Origin of the sequence: Pseudoalteromonas sp. SR41-4, assembly GCF_014163985.1 — a bacterium.
GTDB classification, from domain to species: domain Bacteria; phylum Pseudomonadota; class Gammaproteobacteria; order Enterobacterales; family Alteromonadaceae; genus Pseudoalteromonas; species Pseudoalteromonas rhizosphaerae.
This window is the reverse complement of sequence record NZ_JACJEI010000032.1, coordinates 30,071-51,006: the sequence shown is the minus strand read 5'-3', so window position 1 is coordinate 51,006 and position 20,936 is coordinate 30,071. Positions and strand designations below refer to the sequence as shown.

26 protein-coding genes are annotated in these 20,936 nt (G+C 40.8%); 8 read left to right on the top strand and 18 right to left on the bottom strand.

Annotation, left to right across the window (positions count from 1 at the left end):
- Positions 1 to 500 precede the first annotated feature (500 nt).
- Complete coding sequence (locus tag H5180_RS19730; RefSeq protein ID WP_145241788.1) at positions 501 to 1,034, top strand: gamma carbonic anhydrase family protein; 534 nt, start codon at positions 501 to 503, stop codon at positions 1,032 to 1,034.
- Here H5180_RS19730 and H5180_RS19725 read toward each other — a convergent pair.
- Entirely contained in the window at positions 1,031 to 1,285 is a 255-nt protein-coding gene (locus H5180_RS19725) for a DUF1488 domain-containing protein (protein WP_145241786.1), read from the bottom strand. The genes H5180_RS19730 and H5180_RS19725 overlap by 4 nt on opposite strands.
- The gene (gene aroE, locus H5180_RS19720) at positions 1,282 to 2,106 is read right to left on the bottom strand and encodes a shikimate dehydrogenase (protein WP_145241784.1); all 825 of its coding nucleotides are present in this window, start codon (positions 2,104 to 2,106) and stop codon (positions 1,282 to 1,284) included. The genes H5180_RS19725 and aroE overlap by 4 nt, the downstream gene beginning before the upstream one ends.
- Before the next feature lie 67 nt (positions 2,107 to 2,173).
- Here aroE and H5180_RS19715 point away from each other — a divergent pair, with 67 nt between their 5' ends.
- Together H5180_RS19715 and H5180_RS19710 are read left to right on the top strand one after the other, a co-directional pair.
- On the top strand, positions 2,174 to 2,611 hold the full coding sequence (locus H5180_RS19715; protein WP_182758899.1) for a group II truncated hemoglobin: 438 nt from the start codon (positions 2,174 to 2,176) through the stop codon (positions 2,609 to 2,611).
- Positions 2,612 to 2,710: 99 nt separating this feature from the next.
- Positions 2,711 to 4,312 carry a methyl-accepting chemotaxis protein gene (locus tag H5180_RS19710; RefSeq protein WP_145241780.1) on the top strand — a complete coding sequence of 534 codons (1,602 nt, stop codon included), beginning with the start codon at positions 2,711 to 2,713 and terminating at the stop codon, positions 4,310 to 4,312.
- Between the two features lie 50 nt (positions 4,313 to 4,362).
- Here H5180_RS19710 and hemF read toward each other — a convergent pair whose 3' ends face one another.
- The 6 genes from hemF to H5180_RS19680 all read right to left on the bottom strand — a co-directional run bounded on the left by hemF (position 4,363) and on the right by H5180_RS19680 (position 9,262).
- Positions 4,363 to 5,280, bottom strand: coding sequence for an oxygen-dependent coproporphyrinogen oxidase (gene hemF / locus H5180_RS19705; protein WP_149983190.1), 918 nt, complete (start codon positions 5,278 to 5,280; stop codon positions 4,363 to 4,365).
- A gap of 2 nt (positions 5,281 to 5,282) precedes the next feature.
- Positions 5,283 to 5,849, bottom strand: coding sequence for an L-threonylcarbamoyladenylate synthase (locus H5180_RS19700; RefSeq protein ID WP_182731936.1), 567 nt, complete (start codon positions 5,847 to 5,849; stop codon positions 5,283 to 5,285).
- A 37-nt stretch (positions 5,850 to 5,886) separates the two neighbouring features.
- The gene (locus H5180_RS19695) at positions 5,887 to 6,459 is read right to left on the bottom strand and encodes a type I DNA topoisomerase (protein WP_182758898.1); all 573 of its coding nucleotides are present in this window, start codon (positions 6,457 to 6,459) and stop codon (positions 5,887 to 5,889) included.
- A 73-nt stretch (positions 6,460 to 6,532) separates the two neighbouring features.
- A complete protein-coding gene (locus tag H5180_RS19690; protein WP_149983187.1) occupies positions 6,533 to 7,006 on the bottom strand; it encodes a DUF494 family protein in 474 nt (157 codons plus the stop codon).
- Between the two features lie 22 nt (positions 7,007 to 7,028).
- Positions 7,029 to 8,111, bottom strand: a complete 1,083-nt coding sequence (gene dprA / locus H5180_RS19685) for a DNA-processing protein DprA (RefSeq protein WP_145241770.1) — start codon at positions 8,109 to 8,111, stop codon at positions 7,029 to 7,031.
- Between the two features lie 29 nt (positions 8,112 to 8,140).
- Entirely contained in the window at positions 8,141 to 9,262 is a 1,122-nt protein-coding gene (locus tag H5180_RS19680) for a LysM peptidoglycan-binding domain-containing protein (protein ID WP_182758897.1), read from the bottom strand.
- 118 nt (positions 9,263 to 9,380) lie between these two features.
- Here H5180_RS19680 and def point away from each other — a divergent pair, with 118 nt between their 5' ends.
- From def to H5180_RS19655, 5 genes are all read left to right on the top strand, one after another.
- Positions 9,381 to 9,887, top strand: a complete 507-nt coding sequence (def, locus tag H5180_RS19675) for a peptide deformylase (RefSeq protein ID WP_182758896.1) — start codon at positions 9,381 to 9,383, stop codon at positions 9,885 to 9,887.
- Positions 9,888 to 9,913: 26 nt separating this feature from the next.
- Positions 9,914 to 10,867 carry a methionyl-tRNA formyltransferase gene (gene fmt, locus H5180_RS19670; RefSeq protein ID WP_145241764.1) on the top strand — a complete coding sequence of 318 codons (954 nt, stop codon included), beginning with the start codon at positions 9,914 to 9,916 and terminating at the stop codon, positions 10,865 to 10,867.
- A complete protein-coding gene (gene rsmB, locus H5180_RS19665; protein ID WP_145241763.1) occupies positions 10,860 to 12,149 on the top strand; it encodes a 16S rRNA (cytosine(967)-C(5))-methyltransferase RsmB in 1,290 nt (429 codons plus the stop codon). The genes fmt and rsmB overlap by 8 nt, the downstream gene beginning before the upstream one ends.
- 17 nt (positions 12,150 to 12,166) lie before the next feature.
- Positions 12,167 to 13,543, top strand: a complete 1,377-nt coding sequence (trkA, locus tag H5180_RS19660) for a Trk system potassium transporter TrkA (protein ID WP_064668279.1) — start codon at positions 12,167 to 12,169, stop codon at positions 13,541 to 13,543.
- A gap of 199 nt (positions 13,544 to 13,742) precedes the next feature.
- On the top strand, positions 13,743 to 15,893 hold the full coding sequence (locus H5180_RS19655) for a TonB-dependent siderophore receptor (protein WP_259399593.1): 2,151 nt from the start codon (positions 13,743 to 13,745) through the stop codon (positions 15,891 to 15,893).
- 69 nt (positions 15,894 to 15,962) lie between these two features.
- Here H5180_RS19655 and H5180_RS19650 read toward each other — a convergent pair whose 3' ends face one another.
- The 10 genes from H5180_RS19650 to H5180_RS19605 all read right to left on the bottom strand — a co-directional run bounded on the left by H5180_RS19650 (position 15,963) and on the right by H5180_RS19605 (position 20,900).
- Complete coding sequence (locus tag H5180_RS19650) at positions 15,963 to 16,178, bottom strand: EF-hand domain-containing protein (protein ID WP_182718498.1); 216 nt, start codon at positions 16,176 to 16,178, stop codon at positions 15,963 to 15,965.
- A gap of 67 nt (positions 16,179 to 16,245) precedes the next feature.
- Complete coding sequence (locus tag H5180_RS19645) at positions 16,246 to 16,458, bottom strand: calmodulin (RefSeq protein WP_145241760.1); 213 nt, start codon at positions 16,456 to 16,458, stop codon at positions 16,246 to 16,248.
- 84 nt (positions 16,459 to 16,542) lie between these two features.
- Positions 16,543 to 16,755 carry a calmodulin gene (locus H5180_RS19640; RefSeq protein ID WP_145241758.1) on the bottom strand — a complete coding sequence of 71 codons (213 nt, stop codon included), beginning with the start codon at positions 16,753 to 16,755 and terminating at the stop codon, positions 16,543 to 16,545.
- Between the two features lie 505 nt (positions 16,756 to 17,260).
- A complete protein-coding gene (locus tag H5180_RS19635; RefSeq protein ID WP_182758895.1) occupies positions 17,261 to 17,731 on the bottom strand; it encodes an OsmC family protein in 471 nt (156 codons plus the stop codon).
- Positions 17,732 to 17,760: 29 nt separating this feature from the next.
- A complete protein-coding gene (locus H5180_RS19630) occupies positions 17,761 to 18,354 on the bottom strand; it encodes a DUF998 domain-containing protein (RefSeq protein ID WP_149983182.1) in 594 nt (197 codons plus the stop codon).
- A 182-nt stretch (positions 18,355 to 18,536) separates the two neighbouring features.
- Positions 18,537 to 18,749: a calmodulin gene (locus tag H5180_RS19625; protein WP_145241754.1), complete on the bottom strand. Its 213-nt coding sequence runs from the start codon at positions 18,747 to 18,749 to the stop codon at positions 18,537 to 18,539.
- Between the two features lie 148 nt (positions 18,750 to 18,897).
- Positions 18,898 to 19,110 carry a calmodulin gene (locus tag H5180_RS19620; protein ID WP_182758894.1) on the bottom strand — a complete coding sequence of 71 codons (213 nt, stop codon included), beginning with the start codon at positions 19,108 to 19,110 and terminating at the stop codon, positions 18,898 to 18,900.
- 148 nt (positions 19,111 to 19,258) lie between these two features.
- Positions 19,259 to 19,477 (bottom strand): calmodulin, encoded by a 219-nt coding sequence (locus tag H5180_RS19615; RefSeq protein WP_145241750.1) that lies wholly within the window; start codon positions 19,475 to 19,477, stop codon positions 19,259 to 19,261.
- Between the two features lie 77 nt (positions 19,478 to 19,554).
- A complete protein-coding gene (locus tag H5180_RS19610) occupies positions 19,555 to 19,767 on the bottom strand; it encodes a calmodulin (RefSeq protein WP_145241748.1) in 213 nt (70 codons plus the stop codon).
- 452 nt (positions 19,768 to 20,219) lie between these two features.
- Positions 20,220 to 20,900: a flagellar brake protein gene (locus H5180_RS19605; RefSeq protein WP_149983181.1), complete on the bottom strand. Its 681-nt coding sequence runs from the start codon at positions 20,898 to 20,900 to the stop codon at positions 20,220 to 20,222.
- Between the last annotated feature and the right edge of the window lie 36 nt (positions 20,901 to 20,936).

Here is a 20,936-nt window from a genome sequence, read left to right as displayed (position 1 = left end):
GTTGGTCACTCAGTTTCAATTGAGACTCTAAATTTTTTGCCTTGCTTAGCGAACTAAGCTCGGCTGTTAGAACTCAATCTGTACGAGTGCCCACACAGATGATTGCTTTATATTGTTAAAGAACGTTGCGGTTAAAGTTAAACTTTATCTCGCTAGGGCTGCGCATATTACGCTGTCCTATTTTTTTGTCAACACTTAATTTTAAACTTTATTAAAAATCTAAACTCAAGTTTTACTCGACTAACTGATTAACTCTTGCCTCGCTAAGCGTTGCTGTCTGCCGTCTCAGTGGGGTCGCATTATAGGGCGCGGCGAATTTTACGCAAGCGTTTTTTAAAGAAAACTTGAAATAAAGTGCTGTTCGTTCAATTTACGCGCTAAACAGCTCAAAAGTGCTAGTTTAGTATACAGCACAGATCCTAGCTGGCCATTTTATAGGCTCTACTGCTACACTATTTACCTCTTACTATTGAACTTATTCTTAATTTATTAGGTGTTTTATGGCAATCCGTTCTTATAAAGGAATTACTCCTCGTTTTAACCAGTCTGTTTATATAGATGAGTCGGCTGTTTTAGTTGGTGATATCACATTAGGTGAAGATAGTAGTGTATGGCCATTAGTAGCAGCACGAGGGGACGTTAACTATATACGCATTGGTGAACGTACTAACGTGCAAGACGGCAGCGTGTTACATCTAACGCGTGCCAGTAAAAGTAACCCAGATGGTTATCCATTAATTATTGGTGATGATGTTACCGTTGGTCACAAGGTTATGTTGCACGGCTGTTGTTTGGGGAATCGTATTTTAGTCGGCATGGGCGCGATTGTAATGGATAATGCCATTGTTGAAGATGATGTGATAATTGGTGGCGGTTCATTAGTCCCGCCAAACAAGCGCTTGGAATCGGGCTTTCTCTATGTGGGTAGTCCAGTAAAGCAGGCGCGCCATTTAACCGAGCAAGAGCTGAGTTTTTTAAAAATATCAGCAACTAATTATGTTGAGCTTAAAGATGAGTATCTAGCTGAGGATTAACTCAGCACTGAAACAATGATTTGTCCTGCCGAGTTATATTCTTCATTCTCGATTAGTTGCTCGGCTATATCTTCATAGTCAAAACGCGCCTGTTCAAAATGTAACTTTGCAGCTTGTTGGTCTGCCAATGCTAGCGTGTGTGTGTCAATGACACATTCAACCATTAAGCCACTTACTTGAGCAAAAAACGTTAACAGCTGGGATTGTACGTTAAATTCAAATCGGTCGATAAATTGGATTGCTTGATTCATGCAAGCTCTCCGGTTTTTAATGCCCGAACAACAGGGAGTATTTCAGGCATATTATTGCGCCACACAAAATAGGCTTGTGCAGCTTGCCCTACTAGCATGCCACTTCCATCAAGTACGTTAATATTAGCCTTATAGCCCTGGGCCCATTGCATAAACAGCGTATTTTGCTGTGAATAAAACATATCATAAACATGTTCACAGCCATCAAGGTGTTTTTTATCAAGCGCAGGCAATTCACCAAGCATACTGCTAGATGTAGAGTTTACAATTAGCGAGTAATCACTTACTGGCAAATCATCAAAACCATAGCCAGTTACATTACCGTATTGGGCAAATAATTCAGCTAGTTCCTTAGCTTTTGCTGCCGTACGATTGACTATAATGATTTCACTCGGCTGTTGTGCCAATAACGGTAAAACCACGCCACGTGCAGCGCCTCCGGCACCTATAAGTAAGACCCGTTTATCTTTAATGGTAACCTGATTCGCAAGCAGATCGTTCACAAAACCAATGCCATCGGTGTTGTCACCTAGCAAGCGCCCATCATCTAATAACTTAATAGTATTTACTGCTCCGACAATGGTTGCCAATTCAGTTCGCTCATCAACTAGCGCAAATGCTTGCTCTTTAAATGGCACTGTAACATTAGCTCCTTTACCGCCTGTGGCAAAAAAATCGGCCACGGCTTTTTTAAAACCATCAATCGGTGCTAATATTGCGCTGTATTCGATTTGTTCGCCCAATGAGGTTGCAAATTGCTGATGTATCGCAGGGGATTTTGAGTGTTTAATAGGATTTCCAAAAACTGCATATTTGTCCATATTTGAGCAACCTCTTTGTGCAGTAACATTACCTCGTAACTTACTGCTAATTAATGATGATAAAACTATGATTAAACGATTCTTTTCAAAATCGAAACCACCAGAACAACAGCAAGCACCAACGCCAGAAAAAACACCTTATCAACTGATGGGTGGAGAAGCTGGTGCTTTAGCACTTGCGAATCGATTCTACGACATTATGGCCAGCGATGAATACGCTAAACCGTTATATGATATGCATCCTCAACCATTGGACCGTATTCGCCAAGTGTTTTTTGAGTTTTTATCAGGGTGGTTAGGCGGCCCAGACTTGTTTGTTGAAAAGCATGGTCACCCTATGCTGCGTAAACGCCATATGCCTTTTCCAATTAATCAAGATTTACGAGATCAATGGATGTATTGCATGAATAAAGCGTTAGACGCGGAAATTGATAATCCCTTATTACGAGAAGGGTTACGTAAATCTTTGGCACAACTTGCCAGTCATATGATTAATCAGCACTAGCACTTCTCTTTAACTGCACGTTATTTGCGCTAAGTCAAAACGGCCTTTTTTTAAATATAGATAATACGTGATCAAATATTTAGAAAAAGCGTCGTGCGTGTGAAATCAATCCAACATAAAATTTATGCCCTATTGGCCCTAACAGGCATTATTGTGTTAATTGCCAGTATTCTTAGTAGCTCAAGCCAACAACGAACGCTTGCGCAAGACACTGTTGCAGAAAATATTAAGCTTCTTGCTGATAACTACTTTGACTCTATCAATACTTTGATGATCACAGGCACCATGGCAAATAGAGAGCTATTAAGCCAAAAACTACGCAAGCACCCAAATATTGAAGATGCGCATATTATTCGCTCCCCAATTGTTAATAAACTTTATGGGCCGGGCAATAAAAATCAAGCGCCGAGCAACGATATCGAACGCGAGGCTTTAAAAGGCAAGGAAACATTGCTAATTGATCAGCAAAATAATAGCCGCAGTATAACTTTTCTGCGCCCTATGTTTGCCAGTAGCGATTATAAAGGCACTAATTGCCTTGGCTGTCATCAAGCACAAGAAGGTGATGTACTCGGCGTAGTTAAAATTAGTTACTCATTAGCTGATATTGATAATGCGGTGACTTACAACACCCTAGTAAATACCGCATTACTCTCTATTATTTTTATTATTGCCTTTGTATTACTGGGCATTATGTTTAGACAAATTTTTATTGTACGCCTTAAAAAGCTAGGTCATGCTATGCATTTAGCTACAACCAACAAAGATTTAAGCCTGCGAATTGACGATAGCGCTGAAGATGAACTGGGTTGGCTCGCCACCAGCTTTAATAAGATGATCGCTACCTTTAAAGATAATATTGCTCAAGTATCTCATTCATCAAAAGTATTGATCCACTCAGCAGAAAAAATTTATACCTCAGCGGATACTACTGAGCGCGCTATTTTAGAGCAAAAGAAAAATACAGACTCCGTGGCAGCTGCTATAAACGAACTAGAGAGCTCCTCTAATGAAGTAAAAAACACCACTCACTTTGCCTCTGAAAAATCAGAAAACAGTAATGAACTTGCACAACAAAGTATGCATGTTGCTGAACAAACAGAACTCAGTATTAATCAATTAGCAGACGATGTTCGCCAAGCTGCAGCGCAAGTAAGTCAACTACAAGTACAAACACTTGAGGTAGGAAAAGTACTCGAAGTGATTAGCAGTATTGCTGAACAGACCAATTTGTTAGCTCTTAATGCTGCGATTGAAGCCGCACGTGCAGGTGAAGCTGGGCGGGGCTTTGCTGTGGTGGCTGATGAAGTACGTACATTGGCAACTCGTACTCATGCATCCACCGATGAAATTCGTCGCACAATCGACAAACTACAATCCGAAGCGGCGCAAACGGTTAAAACCATGGGTGAATCGTGTGAGGAGGCTGATGCTAGAGCGCAACAAGTAAAAAATGTTGCTCAAGCTTTAAAAGATATTTCTATGCAGATGAATGAAATAAATCAACTTAATATTCAAATAGCCGACGCGACAGAACAACAAAACTTAGCCGCAGAGGAAATAAATAGGAGTGTTATTGGTATTAGTGATAACGCTGAGCGGTCATTAGTGGATGCTAACGATAACCAAAAAGTAAGTGAGGAGCTGTTAAATCTAGCGCGTTCACTGGATGAGCAAGTAAGAAGCTTTAAATTGATGTAATACTTAAAGTTGCCAGTCAATAAACCAGATATTGACTGGCAGCCTGCTTACTATGCTAGCCCTAACCAGTCTCTTGGTTTTAAAAAGTCAGCGTATAGCTTATTTTCAGCACTGCCTTCTTCGGGTGTATAGTTATATTCCCAACGCGCTAGCGGCGGCATCGACATTAATATTGATTCTGTACGTCCGCCACTTTGCAAGCCAAATAAAGTGCCACGATCCCACACTAAGTTAAACTCAACATAACGGCCACGACGATAAAGTTGGAAGTCTCGTTGCTGCTCAGTAAATGGGGTTGCTTTTCTACGTTCAATAATAGGTAAATAAGCCCCTAAAAAGCCATTGCCTACTGCTTGCATAAAGGCAAAGCTTTGCTCAAACCCGGCTTCATTCAAATCATCAAAGAATAAACCGCCGACACCGCGCGTTTCATCGCGATGTTTTAGGTAAAAATACTCGTCACACCATTTTTTATATTTAGGGTAAACCTCATCTCCAAACGGCGCACATAAATCATGCGCGACTTGATGCCAATGTTGAACATCTTCAAGCTCAGGATAAAATGGCGTTAAGTCAAAACCACCACCAAACCACCAAATAGGCTCCTCACCTTGCTTTTCTGCAATGAAAAAGCGTACGTTAGCGTGGCTCGTTGGAATATGAGGATTGTTTGGGTGGATCACTAGCGAGACACCACAGGCATGGAAGCTACGACCAGCAAGTTCTGGACGATGCGCAGTTGCAGATGCCGGCATCGAAGCACCAAACACATGCGAGTAGTTCACCCCACCTTGCTCGATCACATTGCCACCACGAATAACACGAGTTCGGCCACCACCGCCTTCTTCGCGCTGCCAACTGTCTTCTACAAACTTGGCTTGGCCATCAGCTTGCTCTAAACCTTGGCAAATTGTGTCTTGCAAGGCCATCAGGTAGGTTTTTACTTGTTCGAGTAAATTGCTGTGCATGGTTATCCTCTAAATACTTTGCCGGTCATTACATCTTTAATAGTGCTAGGCTGCGTGTTACCACCAAGTGGTTCATCTACATAAAATGCCACCAGCTCGCCAAACTCACTTTTAGCCATTGCAATACTAGTGACCGTATCATGTCCTGATAAGTTAGCACTAGTAGACACAAGAGGTTTGCCTAATTCTTGGCATAAGCGCTTTACTGTTGGGTGATTAGTTACACGCACAGCAATACTATCAAATTGTCCTGTTAACCATTTAGGCGTACCTTTAGCCGCTGGCATAACCCAAGTAATTGCGCCGGGCCAGCTGGAAAAAATATCAGCGCGTTTATCCATCGGAATTTTTGCATCATCAACATACTTTAATAATTGCCCATAATTATCGGCAATTAAAATTAAGCCTTTTTCAAATGGCCGCTGCTTTATTGCAAGTAAGCGCTCCACAGCTTGCTGATTATCGGGGTCACAGCCTAAGCCATAAACAGCTTCGGTTGGGTAAACAATAACCCCGCCTTGCGACACAGCAGCAAGGGCAGTTAAAGGAACTGAGGTAGTATCAGTCACTGAAAATCTCCAAATACAATAAAATTAAAGCCGGTAATTATTCGCTCACCGTGAATTTATGCGAGCAACTTTTCTGAGGGCATTGTAGCACAACACTATTGGTCATTTGCTTTTGCATCATTACTGGCCATTGGCACGCGGGGCAGATATGGCTAACTGGTTTGTAATTGAGTGTGTATTTACAACTTGGATAGCTATTACATGAATAAAATGTTTTACCAAATTTATTACTACGCGCCACTAACTGGCCTTTTTTACACTTAGGGCAAGCAGGTAAAACTTCTTCATTTGGCTCAGGCTCATCATGAGCAATATAGTGACACTCAGGATAACCCGTACAGCCAATAAACATACCATAGCGGCCATTCTTCACTACTAGCGGATTACCACACTCTGGACAAGGGCTATCATCAAGTACTTTGATTTGTTGAGTATCATGTTGAGCAAGCGAGCGAATAAAATTACATTCGGGATAACTCGCACAGCCAAGGAAAGGACCTGATTTACTGTTGCGGATCACAAGCTCTGAACCGCATTTAGGGCACACTTCGTATTCTTTTTCTAAGGCATGTTGATTTGCAGAAAAAAGCGATTGGTCGATTTTACTCATGTGTTCCCTAAGCAGCTGACTAATTTTCGCCTAATATACCCAAACTAATTAAAGATACAAGCGCAGCACTTGCTTAATGTAGTACCTCTGCCGGCTCATCAAAAATAAGTTCTTCCATTTGTGCATAAGCTTGCTCTGAGCCTGGCACATTAAACAACACCATAAGTACCACCCATTTTAAATCATCAAGTGATATATAAGCTTTATCTAATGCGAACAAACGATCCATAACCATTTCACGCGTTGCGCTGTTGATCACTCCTACTTGTTCTACAAACATTAAAAAGCCCCGACACTCTACGCTCAGCATGTGGCATTCACTATCGGTGAAAATACGTATCGCATGTTGTGGGAGGCGGTTTAAATAAGGGAATTCATCACTGTGCTGCAAGTCAGCAAGCTGCTCAAGCCAATCAAGTGCTTTGTATATTTCGGGCTTATTAAAGCCGGCACGTAATAATTCGTCAGTGAGTTCATTATGCTCAACAAAGACTTCGGCTTCGCTGTGAATGTAGTTTTCAAACAGATACATGAGGATATCGAACATGTTACTTTCCTCCACACTAAGCTTATCGAACTCTAATATAGCCATCTAATACACGCTCTACTCTATCTTCCAATTCAAGATCAAGTAAACGTGCTTGCACTTTATCTATTGGCCACTGGCTACGCTGAGCAATTAAATCAACAGCTGTTACTTCAAAACCAACACTGTTTAGTATTTCGCAGGCAGGTTCATCAACCGTTGCTTCTTCTATAGTATATAGACTGTTTTCGCAGAAAAAGCTCACTTCGTCTAGAATATCACTGACATTTTCCACCAGCTTTGCACCTTGTTTAATTAAAAAGTGACTGGCTTCAGAGAGTGGATTTTTAATTGAACCAGGCACTGCAAAAACTTCTTTGTTTTGCTCCAGCGCATACCGCACGGTGATAAGCGAACCGCTTTTTATTTCAGCCTCGACAATCAACACACCTAATGACAAACCAGATATTATACGATTACGTCTTGGGAAGTTATTAGCATTAGCGGCTGTACCGGGTAAAAACTCGCTCACCAACATCCCCCGTTCGGATACTTGATCGGTGAGTAACTTATGCCGTTTAGGATAATAAACATCCACTCCAGTACCAAGCACTGCAATGGTTTTACCATTGCCCGCCAGCGCTCCTTTGTGGGCAGCACCATCAATACCAAGCGCCATTCCGGAAGTTACCGTTAATCCTGCCAAAGTGAGTTGATGAGCAAATTCAGCGGCGATCTCTAAACCGATTGGCGTGGCATTGCGGCTTCCAACAATAGCGATTTGCGGACTGGTCAATAACTCTAAATTGCCTCGGCAAAATAGCAATAAAGGCGCGCTAGCAATTTCTTTTAATAATGGTGGATAGTGAGGATCGAAGTAATCAATTGCGGTTATCTGTGAGTTAACAATTATCTGTTGATAATAGTCAACTTGCTGCCAATCGGTTGCCAGTAAATTAGTGGCGACCTGCGGGCTTAAACCATGACCGGTAAGCTGCTCATGAGTCAGCTCAAACAAATCATCTAATGGCAGTTTTTGTGCCAATGCCAATAAGGTTTTAACACCTAAGCCTTTACATAAATAAAAGGCAAGCCAATGGGTTAGCTTGCCTGATGAATCTTTCATGCTCCCTCCTTAGAGCACTCAAACCTGAATTAATTTATAACTGCAAAATCACCGACTCGGATTGGGTGCTGGTTTTTTACGATTAAGGCATAACTAACGTTTTTATAAACTTTAAACACCATTAGCTGACCGACCTGTTCTTTTGGCATATGCCACACAGTCGTGTCGGCATCTGCCTCTACGCCAAAAAATTCGTTGGCGTTTGTTACTAACTTTTCAAGGCTATTTGAATCTTCTTTGTAGCGTGGGCCATTACGACCATCAAAAACAGTCGGTGATTGACGCTCAATATCTAAAATGTGGCCTTCTTTAATTTGCTGCTCTGACCCTAAGTTTAGCACTACAATATCCATTGTGCTGAATTCTCGTAATCCACTCACTGATGCGATGATTTCACCTTGCACTGGCTGCTCAGGACGGTGAATATTAAAATACGCAGGTAATAGCTGACCTTCTATCGCAGGCATTAAAAAATCACCCGCTTTGATCTCTCTCTTTACCTGTTCAATTTTAACTGAAGCAGGTACACCATTGGCAATATCACCTTTTCTAAATACACGACCCACCGCCACTAATTGTGCTTTATTAGCCAACACTTCGTTTGTTTGCGGATCAACATATGCTTCGCCCTTGCGGTAAATAGCGTATGACTCGTGTAATTTCAGCTCACCTTTAACATAAACTATATGGCCTTCGGTATTCATTTTAGTGTTGACATTGGCTCCTAAAATATAAGGTTTATCGGCAATGTCATCAGCATTTAGTGCTTGCTCATAGATTAGGTAAGGACGCAGCAGCTCAAGAGGTAAAGTAGGGATCGCATTTTTACCTTTTTGTACAATTCGACCATGTGGAGAAAGCTTTTTATAACCCTGATTAATCACCAAACGTGGATTACCGTGCTCATCATAGATTAAAGACAGTGCATCCCCTGGGTAAATTAGGTGTGGATTATTAATTTGTGGATTCATTTGCCAAAGTTCCGGCCACTGCCAAGGCTCTTGCAAATAAACCCCTGAAATATCCCAAAGTGTATCGCCATTTTTCACAACGTATTGTTTAGGCGCATCTTTTTTTATAGTTAATACATCTGCTAACGATGGGAAAGTAGCACTTAATGCCAACATTGCCGCGAGTAATGGGTATTTCATTGAGCTTCCTTGTGGTGTTTTTTCATTATTATCAACCAAAACCTGTTAAAGGTGAACGCGAATGGCTAAAATAAGAGCATACAATACCCTAAATTAAGCACAAGTGAAAAAGGTTACTATGGCTAGGTTAGAAGTTTTAAGATTTCCAGATGAGCGTTTACGTACAATAGCAAAAGAAGTGGTGCAAGTTGACGACCAAATTCGCCAAATTGTAAAAGACATGCTGGAAACTATGTATGATGAAAACGGCATTGGATTAGCTGCGACTCAAGTCGATATTCATCAACGTATTGTGGTCATTGACGTATCAGAAGAACGTGATGAACCGTTAGTATTGATCAACCCGAAAATCACTAAACAAGATGGCACCACGGTAAGTGAAGAAGGCTGTTTATCTGTGCCACACTCTTATGCAAAAGTTGACCGCGCAGAAACTGTAACAGTGACCGCATTAAACGAAAATGGCGAAGAGTTTAGTTTAGATGCTGATGAGCTATTAGCAATTTGCATCCAGCATGAGCTTGACCATTTACAGGGTAAACTATTTATCGATTACTTATCACCGTTAAAGCGCCAACGTATTCGTAAAAAACTTGAAAAAGAAGCTAAGTTAGCAGCGCAATAATACCTTAGTAATAATTAGGAAGTTCAGTGACACAACCATTACGCATTATTTTTGCCGGTACGCCAGACTTTGCTGCGCGCCATTTACAAGCTCTTATCGACTCAGAGCATCAAATTGTTGGCGTGTATAGCCAACCCGACCGTCCAGCAGGGCGCGGTAAAAAACTCAAAGCCAGTGAAGTGAAAGAACTCGCACTGGCCAATGAGTTAGCAGTGTTTCAACCTGCCTCATTAAAAAGTGACGACGCTCTGGCTGAACTAAGCAGCTTAAATGCTGACCTTATGATCGTGGTCGCTTATGGATTACTGTTACCAAAAGCAATTTTAGAGGCGCCACGGCTTGGTTGTTTAAATGTACACGGCTCAATTTTACCGCGCTGGCGTGGTGCCGCGCCGATTCAACGCGCTATCTGGGCGGGCGATGAAGAGACTGGCGTCACCATAATGCAAATGGATGAAGGCCTAGATACCGGCGACATGCTGCATATTAGCCGCTGCCCTATTACCGCCACTGAAACAAGTGCAAGTTTATACGCTAAGCTTGCCGATTTAGGCCCAAGCGCACTAATAGACACCATTACTAAGTTAGCTAATGGCGAAATTACCCCGCAAGTACAAAATGACGAGCTTGCCAATTACGCTAAAAAACTATCGAAAGACGAAGCAAATATTGATTGGTCGATGGACGCAGCGCAAATAGAGCGTAATATCCGCTCATTCAATCCATGGCCGGTCTGTTTTACCCAAATGGGTGAACACACTGTAAAAGTTTATCAAGCTAATGTCGTTGACCAGCAAGGCACGGCAGGCACGGTATTACAAAGCGATAAACACGGCATTGTGATTGCCTGTGGTACTAACGCACTTAATATCACTCAAGTACAACCACAAGGTAAAAAGCCAATGGCCATTACTGACTTTTTAAATGGTCGAGCAGACTGGGTAACTCCTGGCACACGAATAGGCGAACACAATGAGTAATGTCAGGGCGCTTGCCGCCGAAACTTTATATAACGTGGTTGATAAAGGCGCCTCATTAAATCAAGAGCTGCCTTTTGCCAGCCAAGGTTTACCACCTAAAGATAAAGCGTTATTACAGCAAATTTGTTACGGCGTACTGCGTTATTTACCAAGTTTAGAAAATTATTGTCAACATTTAGTTGAGCAGCCACTTAAAGGTAAGCGCCGTATATTCCAGTTCTTACTGTATGTGGGCATTTACCAACTACAACATATGCGGGTTCCACCGCATGCAGCCATTAGCGAAACGGTTAATGCATTAGAACAACTGCGCGCATTGGGTTTAAAAGGCTTGATCAACGCTATTTTACGCAGCTTTCAGCGCCAGCAAGTAGAGCTGGAAGAAAAAGCCAAGCAAATACCAGTGTGTTTATACAACCACCCAAACTGGTTTATCAAACAAGTAACTGAAGCTTACCCTGACTCTTGGCAAGCTCTACTAGAAGCGAACCAGCAGCAAGCACCAATGTGGTTGCGTGTTAACCAAGCGCAATATAGCACCGCTGAATATAGCGAAATGCTCACTGCTAATGACATTGAACATACACTCAATCCTGATTTCCCTGATGGTATTAAGCTGGATAAACCGCGCGATGTGTTTTCGTTGCCTGAATTCGACACCGGCGCATGTTCAGTACAAGATGCAGCAGCACAGCTTGCGGCACGCTTGTTAGATCCAAAAGCTGACGAGCATATTTTAGATGCCTGCGCAGCACCCGGTGGTAAAACCTGTCACATTCTAGAACTCGCAGATGCTGATGTACTGGCACTTGATAGCGATGCCACCCGCCTTGAACGTGTAAAGCAAAACCTTGAAAGAATTGGCTTAGGCGCTGATTTACAATGTGCCGATGCTTCGCAGCCACACAAATGGTGGGATGAGCAACAGTTTGACCGTATTCTATTAGACGTTCCTTGCTCTGCAACGGGTGTAATTCGTCGTCACCCAGATATCAAATGGCTACGTCGTGCATCAGATATCAATGATCTGGCGACACTCCAAGGCGATATTCTCAATAGCATTTGGCCATTATTGAAACCAGGTGGCACGCTAATTTATGCAACCTGCTCAGTATTACCACAAGAGAACCAACAGCAAGTCGCTAAATTTTTAGCAAATAATAACGATGTTGAACATATCCCGCTACATGATAACGATACCCCAAGCAACCCTGGGCTGCAGTTACTGCCTGGTGAGAGTGACGGATTTTATTATGCCAAGCTTATAAAAACACACTCATAAGAAGCTTTTAGTAAACCATGAAAATAATCATACTCGGTGCAGGACAAGTAGGCGGTACACTCGCTGAAAACCTGGTAGGTGAACAAAACGAAATCACGGTTGTTGATATTGATGGCAACCGATTACGTGAGTTACAAGATAAATACGATCTACAGGGTGTTACAGGTCATAGTGCCCACCCTGATGTATTACGCCGCGCCGGTGCGGAAGACGCCGATATGATCATCGCAGTAACCAGTTCAGATGAAGTGAACATGGTCGCTTGCCAAGTCGCGTATAGTATTTTTAATACGCCGACTAAAATTGCTCGGATCCGTTCTGAGCAATACTTAAAGTACCGCGAAAAGCTCTTTCAAAACGATGATTTACCTGTTGACCACTATATTGCTCCAGAGCAACTAGTGACTAAGTATATTCGTCGCTTGATTGATTATCCTGGTGCGTTACAAGTTTTAGAGTTTGGCGATGGCATGCTCTCGCTGGTTGCGGTAAAGGCTTACTACGGCGGATTGTTAGTCGGTTATGCATTGTCAGCATTAAAAGAGCATATTCCTAATGTTGAAACTCGTGTTGCCGCGATTTACCGCCAAGGTAAAGCAATCAAACCACTGGGTACTACAGTAATTGAAGCGGATGATGAAGTGTTCTTCCTCGCTGCCACCAAACATATTCGTGCAGTAATGAATGAACTACAGAAATTAGAGCGTTCATACAAAAAAATTATGATTGCTGGTGGCGGTAATATTGGTGCTGGGCTTGCTCGCTCTCTGGAAAAGAATCATAGCGTAAAATTGCTTGAACGAAATAAAGAACGTGCTGAGCAGTTATCAGAAATGCTTGATAATACAGTGGTGTTTTGTGGTGATGCGTCAGATCAGGAGTTGTTATCAGAAGAACACATCGAACAAGTTGATGTATTCATCGCGGTAACCAATGATGATGAAGCTAATATTATGTCAGCCATGCTCGCTAAACGCATGGGTGCGCAAAAAACCATGGTGCTTATTCAGCGCGGCGCATATGTTGATTTAGTGCAAGGTGGCGAAATTGATATTGCCATTTCACCACAGCAAGCCACGATTTCCGCCCTGCTTACCCATGTTCGCCGCGGTGATATTGTTAATGTGTATTCATTACGTAAAGGCGCAGCAGAAGCCATTGAGGCGGTGGCCCATGGCGACGAACATACCTCTAAAGTTGTCGGCCGTGCAATTGCTGATATTAAGCTGCCTGCAGGTACCACGATTGGCGCGATTGTCCGTAATGATGATGTACTCATTGCCCACGACGACACGATAATTCACTCAGGCGATCACGTCATTATGTTCTTGATCGATAAAAAGCATATCAACGTAGTTGAAAAACTGTTCCAAGTTAGCGCTATCTTTCTCTAAGTTACTCCTCACCTTTCGACACAAAGCAACTGTATCGAAAGGTGAATTTCCACCTCCAACACATGCAAATGAAAATCAATCTCAAAAGCATTTACTTATGTACCCAAATCCATTACTCTCACGCTGTTTGATAATCAAGCGTTTTCTCTTTCTGTGAGAAGTTAATTTCACATTTTTTAATATAAATGGATTTCTTCAAATGATACACCCAACTTTAAACACCCCTCTTTGTGTTACATATTGCAGTGTTATTGGTATTCTTGTGTGTGGACTGTCAACGAATGCAAATGCCGAAGCTAAAAACGACATTGAAAAACTAACCATCGTGGGCCAGCAAGATAGCGGCTACAAAGTAAGTGCAATGAACTCAGCAACAGGGCTTGATCTCAGCCACTTGCAAACTCCGCAATCAGCTATCGCTATCACCAGTCAATTTATGGCCGATCAACAATTAAATAGTGCTATTGAAGCCATCACCAGCGTAACCGGCATCAATGCAAGAGAGGCCGATAATGGTAAATATTCAATTTCAGCGCGCGGTATCAGTGTTACCAGTATTTTATATGATGGCATAGCAACAACCTACGATACCCGCTTTAATTACGGCGATAATTTAACAGACACAGCAATTTTTGAACGCATTGAAGTCGTCCGGGGTGCCACAGGGTTAATGCTCGGTGCAGGTAATCCATCAGCAGCAATTAACTTAATACGTAAGCGCCCTACTGTGCATAACCAAGTAAATATTTCTGCAACGGTTGGTTCTTGGCAAAACTATCGTGGTGTGGTTGATGCATCGGGTAGTTTAAATAGCAGTGAAACCGTGCGTGCGCGTGCCGTACTCGCCTATCAAGATCAGCAATCATATCAAGACAGGTTCAGCCAAGAAAAAACCACGTTATACGGTATTGTTGAAGCTGACCTAACTGATAGTACCCTGTTAACTTTTGCTGTTGATACGCAAACCACAGACCCAAAAGGCACGATGTCGGGTGGACTACCTATTTTTTATAGCGATGGCAGCCGTACTAACTATGACCGAGAAACTTCAACAGCGCCAAATTGGTCATCTTCAAAAACTAAAGCATTGAATAGCTTTATGAGTATTGAGCATTACTTCAATGCTAATTGGCAGCTAAGTGCGAGCTATATATATGGTAATAATGACCTACATTACGATGTTTTTTGGGCGACAGGTAACCCTGACTCACAAACGAATATAGGCATGAAGCCCGGTTCAGTAAATTATATTGATGCGAAAAGAATACAACGAACCTATGAAATAGAGCTAGCAGGTAGGTTTAACTGGTTTGGGCAAAACCACCAATTGCTTTTTGGTTACAACAACCAAGATCAAGATTTTTCAACGCCTTATTTTGCAAACCAACAGCCACCGACTGTCATTGGCGACTTTACTGCAACAGATTATGACTACCCAAAACCTAACTGGCAAACCACACCTGCCTATGGCTCGTATGGCACGACAAAGCAAAGCGCACTTTATTTTGCTTCACAGTTTAACGTAACTAATGCGCTATCTATTATTTTGGGTAGTCGTTTAAATCAATGGCAAACCACACAAGACAGTTTTGGTAGCAAGCATGATTACGAGTTGAATAATGAACCGACCAATTATCTTGGTACCACTTATACGTTAAACGACAGCTGGGCGCTGTATGCCAATTACACCGATATATTCACACCACAAAGCCGTGTGGACGAAAATGGTAATTACTTAGCACCAATTCAAGGTAAAAACTACGAAGTGGGTATTAAAGCCTCATTATTTAATGAGCGTTTAGATATGTCACTGTCTGGTTTTGAAATCCATCAAGATAACTGGGGAGAATATACCGGTGCAACAATTCCAGGAACTAACCAAGATATTTACCAAGCGATTGATGGCACCATTACTGAAGGCTTTGAACTAGAACTCAATGGCGCGATAAGCGATACTTGGGATGCTTACTTTGGCTATACTCGCAGTAAAGGTGAAAGACCAGATGGCACAACTTTAAATACCATCAATCCAAAAGATCAGTTTAAGTTATTCACTAGTTATCAATTAAGCGATAGCTTACAGGGCGTAAAAATTGGCGGTGGTTATCGCTGGCAGAGTCGCAGCTACGATGATGTAAAAAACCCTGCATTTGGCACGGTTGAAGTTGCACAAAAAGCCTATGGTATAGCCAGTTTAATGGCCAGCTATCAAATTAATAAGCAGATGACTGTTAGCCTTAATATTGATAATTTATTTGATAAAATTTATTACAACCAAATCGGTTTTTATAATCAATACCGCTATGGTAACCCGCGAAAATTTTCACTGCAATTTGACTACAGTTTATAGCAAGCCACCTTCAAGTTAACCAAAAAAGCAGCTTAATGAAGCTGCTTTTTTGGTACTGTGCTGTACGTTTTATTGTACTCTGGCAAACTCTTCTTTCGATAGCTCACCATTTTGATCTGTATCTAAGTCAGCAAAAATTTCAACTAACTGTGCATTCACAGAGGCTTCTTTTTGGCTAATCACTCCGTCTCCATCAGTATCAAATGTGTCAAAACTAACTGCTGCAAACGCAGTTGATGAAGCCGCTAAGGCAAAAATAGCAAGTGCTGTATTAATATGTTTCATAGTGTTATTCCTAATAATTTAAAAGAAAGAAATCCTTTTCAGAGATCCCTGTTTGTGGAAACTGAAATTACGCTTTTGAAAATTCTTCTTTTGATAACTCACCGTTTTGGTCAGTATCAAGCTCAGCAAACTTAGCTGAAATAGTCGCATCAGCAGATGCTTCTTGTTGGCTGATTACACCATTGCCATCAACATCAAGAGTATCGAAGTCAGTTGCTGCAAAAGCAGCTGATGATGATGCCAACGCGATAAGTGCTAAAGTTTTATTTAATGTGTTCATAATTATCTTCCTTCCAAAATTTAGTGTGCTTGCTTAATCAAATGCGCAGGTCCTTTGCAAAGATCCTTGTATGAAAATAAGCGATTACGCTTCAGAAAACTCAGCTTTTGAAAGCTCACCATTACCATCAGTATCTAACTCAGCAAACTGGCTCATTAATTTTGCATCAACTGCCGCTTCGCTTTGGCTGATCGTGCCGCTACCATCAACATCTAAGGTGTCAAAGTCAGTACCTGCAAATGCTGCTGATGAAGAAGCTAATGCGATAAGTGCTAATGTTTTATTTAATGTGTTCATAATAAATATTCCTTCAAAGTTTATGGTTGTGAACTTAAGTGATAATCACCGTTTCGTTCAAGACAACTAGAGTATTACAACTTCGGTGCCAACAATTTATTATCATTAAAAATCATGAAGTTACATTGTATTTTGATATTTTCGTGGAATTTAGAAGAACTATTCTGTTGCAGTTTAGCAACAAAATTTATGCGTTAACCTATAAAACCATATAAATCAAATGGTTAATAGTTATAAAAATGACACAACTCGATAAACTATGCTGATAATAGTGTTTTTTTCAAAGATGAGTACCCTAACCGCAACTGAACAGCAACTTTAACTGATAAAAATTAAATTTTTTTCATAAATTAACAATCTGAATTGTAAGGGGAAATTAAATTTATTTTGGTAAGTAAAAAATAAAAACGCAGTTAGTTTATGAAAATTCGTGTTTTGTTGCCATTATGCGAAACAATAGCAACGATATTGCAGTTTTAACGCTCTGGGTATTCTTACAATTTAATTAAGCACCAACAATTTCAATCACAATATGTGTTTTCACCGAATTGGCGATAAAACATAACTCATGAGCCTGGTGATGCATTTCTTCTAATTGCTCTGCACTAGGTTGCTCATTTTCGGCAAACTTCACACATGGTTTTAAAGTTACTTGAGTCATCGACATACGCCCATCACTAGCGCGCTGCATCAAACCAACGGCATCATCTTGATAGCTATCAACTATAAACTTATTTTTTGCCGCAATAGATAAGAAAAATAACATATGACAGCTCGACAATGACACAATAAATGCCTCTTCGGGGTCGACACTTTCTGCCACAGAATATGGCAGTGGCACGATATGCGGTGAGGAAGATGCAGCAATAGTTGCCCCACCATCAAATTGCCACTGGTGAGCTCGGCTATATTTATTATCAATAAACAACTCTTCTGCTTGGCGAGACCAGACAACACTTGCTACATATTCAGACATTGAAACTCCCATTAAAAATTATTTTACGGTTAAAGCACCAACGAAAATGCACTCAACCACAACAACTGCACACCATAAGCTAATCGTTGATAAGTGCCTACACTGCCTTTTTGCTTAAATGCTTGCGTCAACAAAACTAAAAAGTAACAGGTAATACACACACACAAAATTGAAAAAAGCCGAAATGAAATACCGGTATATGAACTTACAGCAACAAAAATTGGCGCAATCAGCAAAGACAGCAGCATTACCAAGCCAGCCCAAGAATGTATTTGGCAACTCAAAGTAGGGTTTTTAGTATTAGGATCCGCATCCATGGGGAAGTAACCGGCAATCCAGGTACCCACACCATGAATCATGACAAGCCAACCGACCAACATAATTAATATAGCGGTATTTTCCAGCTGTACGACATACCAACCAAATAAACAAAATAGTAACCCAAGAGGATAGTTATTAATAAGCGGGGATAGTTTTTCCGTGGGACTGCCAGCAGCACCGAGCTCGCTGCAAAATTGCTTTGCATGACTATAGTTTGGATAACACCTACCAGCGATATACACCCCAGCAACAATCCATATACTCGCGCTTAGTGCTGAATATAAACTAATAATCTCTAACATTAGCAACTTCCATGTATAAATTAATACCACGATAATAAGCTGATGTATTTATGTTGTAAATAATGCACTTAACCGCACAGGAAGCACACAGGCATAAAAAAAGCAGCCCGGGGGTATTGGCTGCTTTTGAACGTAATCAATGTAAAAGTCCTTTTAAAATTCCTTGTAGGCGGAAGCTATAATTAGGCCTTTGCGAACTCAGCTTTTGAGAGCTCACCGTTACCGTCTGTATCAAGCTCTGCAAATTTACTCATAAGCTCAGCATCAACCGATGCTTCACTTTGGCTGATTGCGCCGTTGCCATCAACATCTAGCGTATCAAAATCGGTAGCAGCAAACGCCGCTGATGAAGATGCCAGTGCAATAAGTGCTAATGTTTTATTTAATGTGTTCATAATTAATATTCCTTCAATGTACTATCAAAGAATTTGTCTCAATACTGGTTTTCAATGCGAGTAAAGTCTTCCTTGTTATCCTTTATCATGGGTTCCCTGCCCACTTAGGTTGTCTTTGGCAACTCAGGATAAACTCAATATTAAATTATTAAGCTTTTGAAAACTCTTCTTTTGATAACTCACCGTTTTGGTCAGTATCAAGCTCTGAAAATGTTGTAGATGTAATACCACCCATTGATGCTTCTTGCTGGCTCAGAGCTCCATTCCCATCAACATCTAGCGTATCAAAATCGGTAGCAGCAAACGCCGCTGATGAAGATGCCAGTGCAATAAGTGCTAATGTTTTATTTAATGTGTTCATAATTAATATTCCTTCAATGTACTATCAAAAAATTTGTCTCAATACTGGTTTTCAATGCGAGTAAAGTCTTCCTTGTTATCCTTTATCATGGGTTCCCTGCCCACTTAGGTTGTCTTTGGCAACTCAGGATAAACTCAGTATTAAATTATTAAGCTTTTGAAAACTCTTCTTTTGATAACTCACCGTTTTGGTCAGTATCACGCTCTGCAAATCTATTTAAAAGCTCAGCATCTTCTGCGGCTTCAACTTGACTGATCACACCATTTTCATCAACATCAAGGGTATCGAAGTCTAACGCCTCAAAAGCAAATGCTGCTGATGAAGAGGTTAATGCAATAAGTACTATCGCTTTATTTAGTATGTTCATTGGTTATCTCCTTTCACCTGAGATGATGAATAGTGTGTTACGAAGTCCTTTTCATTTTTCCCTGTCAAAAAGCGACATTAAGCTTTTGAAAACTCTGCTTTTGAAAGTTCGCCGTTACCGTCGGTATCAAGCTCTGCAAATTGGCTCATAAGCTCAGCATCAACTGAAGCTTCACTTTGGCTAATTGCGCCATTACCATCAACATCTAATGTGTCAAAGTCTGTTGCAGCAAATGCGGCTGAAGAAGATGCTAGAGCAATAAGTGCCAACGTTTTATTTAATGTGTTCATAATAAATATTCCTTCAATGTTTATGGTTTCGAACGATGTGCTAATCACATTTTCGTTCTGTACAACTAGACTATTACAACTTCGGTGCCACATTTAAAAAAACGTTTAAAATCAAATTATTAAAAATAAAATTTACTTTTGACTGGCTATTTACGGTGTTTTTTGTTGCTTTTTAGCAACACGTAAACCACCTATAAAATATAGTTTATAAAAATCAATTGATTAGGTTTAATAGAAAAGACACAGATCCGTACTTACAGTGTTCGTATTTATATTTTTATAGGCAAGAAGAGTGACAGGCGCTGAAATTAACCAGCTAAAAATTAGCAACTGAAATAAATAAAAAATCTATGTTGCTGATAATTAATAACAATAAAAATAAATTTAGAGTTCTTTAAGGTGGGTTACGGTATATCCGCTATTTTGTCGCAAAACAGCGAATATGCACAAATTTACACCAGTGGCTCAAGCACTGAAAGGTCAATAAAGTGGTCTTTCATGAAAGTTTTCATCTCGTCTTCACTTGCCGTTAGTTGAATACCAAACTGGGCGCTAGTGGCATGGCTTTTAACACTGCATATTTGTCCGCTAAACTCAGTAACACCTTTATTGTTTTTATCGAGCATAATATGACACTGAGTATTCTTTAATTCACTGAGATCAGCTTTACTTTTTACATCAAACATTACCCCAGTTACTGAGATATCTTTAATAACTCCTTGCATCTCGCGTTCGTCATTAAACTTTATTTTTGCAGCTAATAATGTGGGAATACGAGTTTGTGATCGCAAACTAAATAATTGCACTTCAGTTGGGAAATTTAAATAAATAAGCCGTGCCGGGTGCGACGACACTGACATAACCTGCTGACGAAATGCTATAACTTGCCCGCCACCGGTTTCAAGCACCGCTCTGACGATCACCACAACACCATCTTTTAAATATTCACCCGCGTTACTTAAGCGCTTGGCTGATGGATAATTTAAAATCACAAAACGCTCATGCAATAAACCAACAAATTCAGTTTTAATTCGCTTACTGGCTGTGGGTGTTAATATTTCGACATCAACAATGCTACCAGCACTAATGTAGGCAAGGTTTTCTAAGTTTAATTGTTGTCTTGTTTTTGCCATTTCCTTTCCAACTATAAATAACCTTGTACAAGTGCT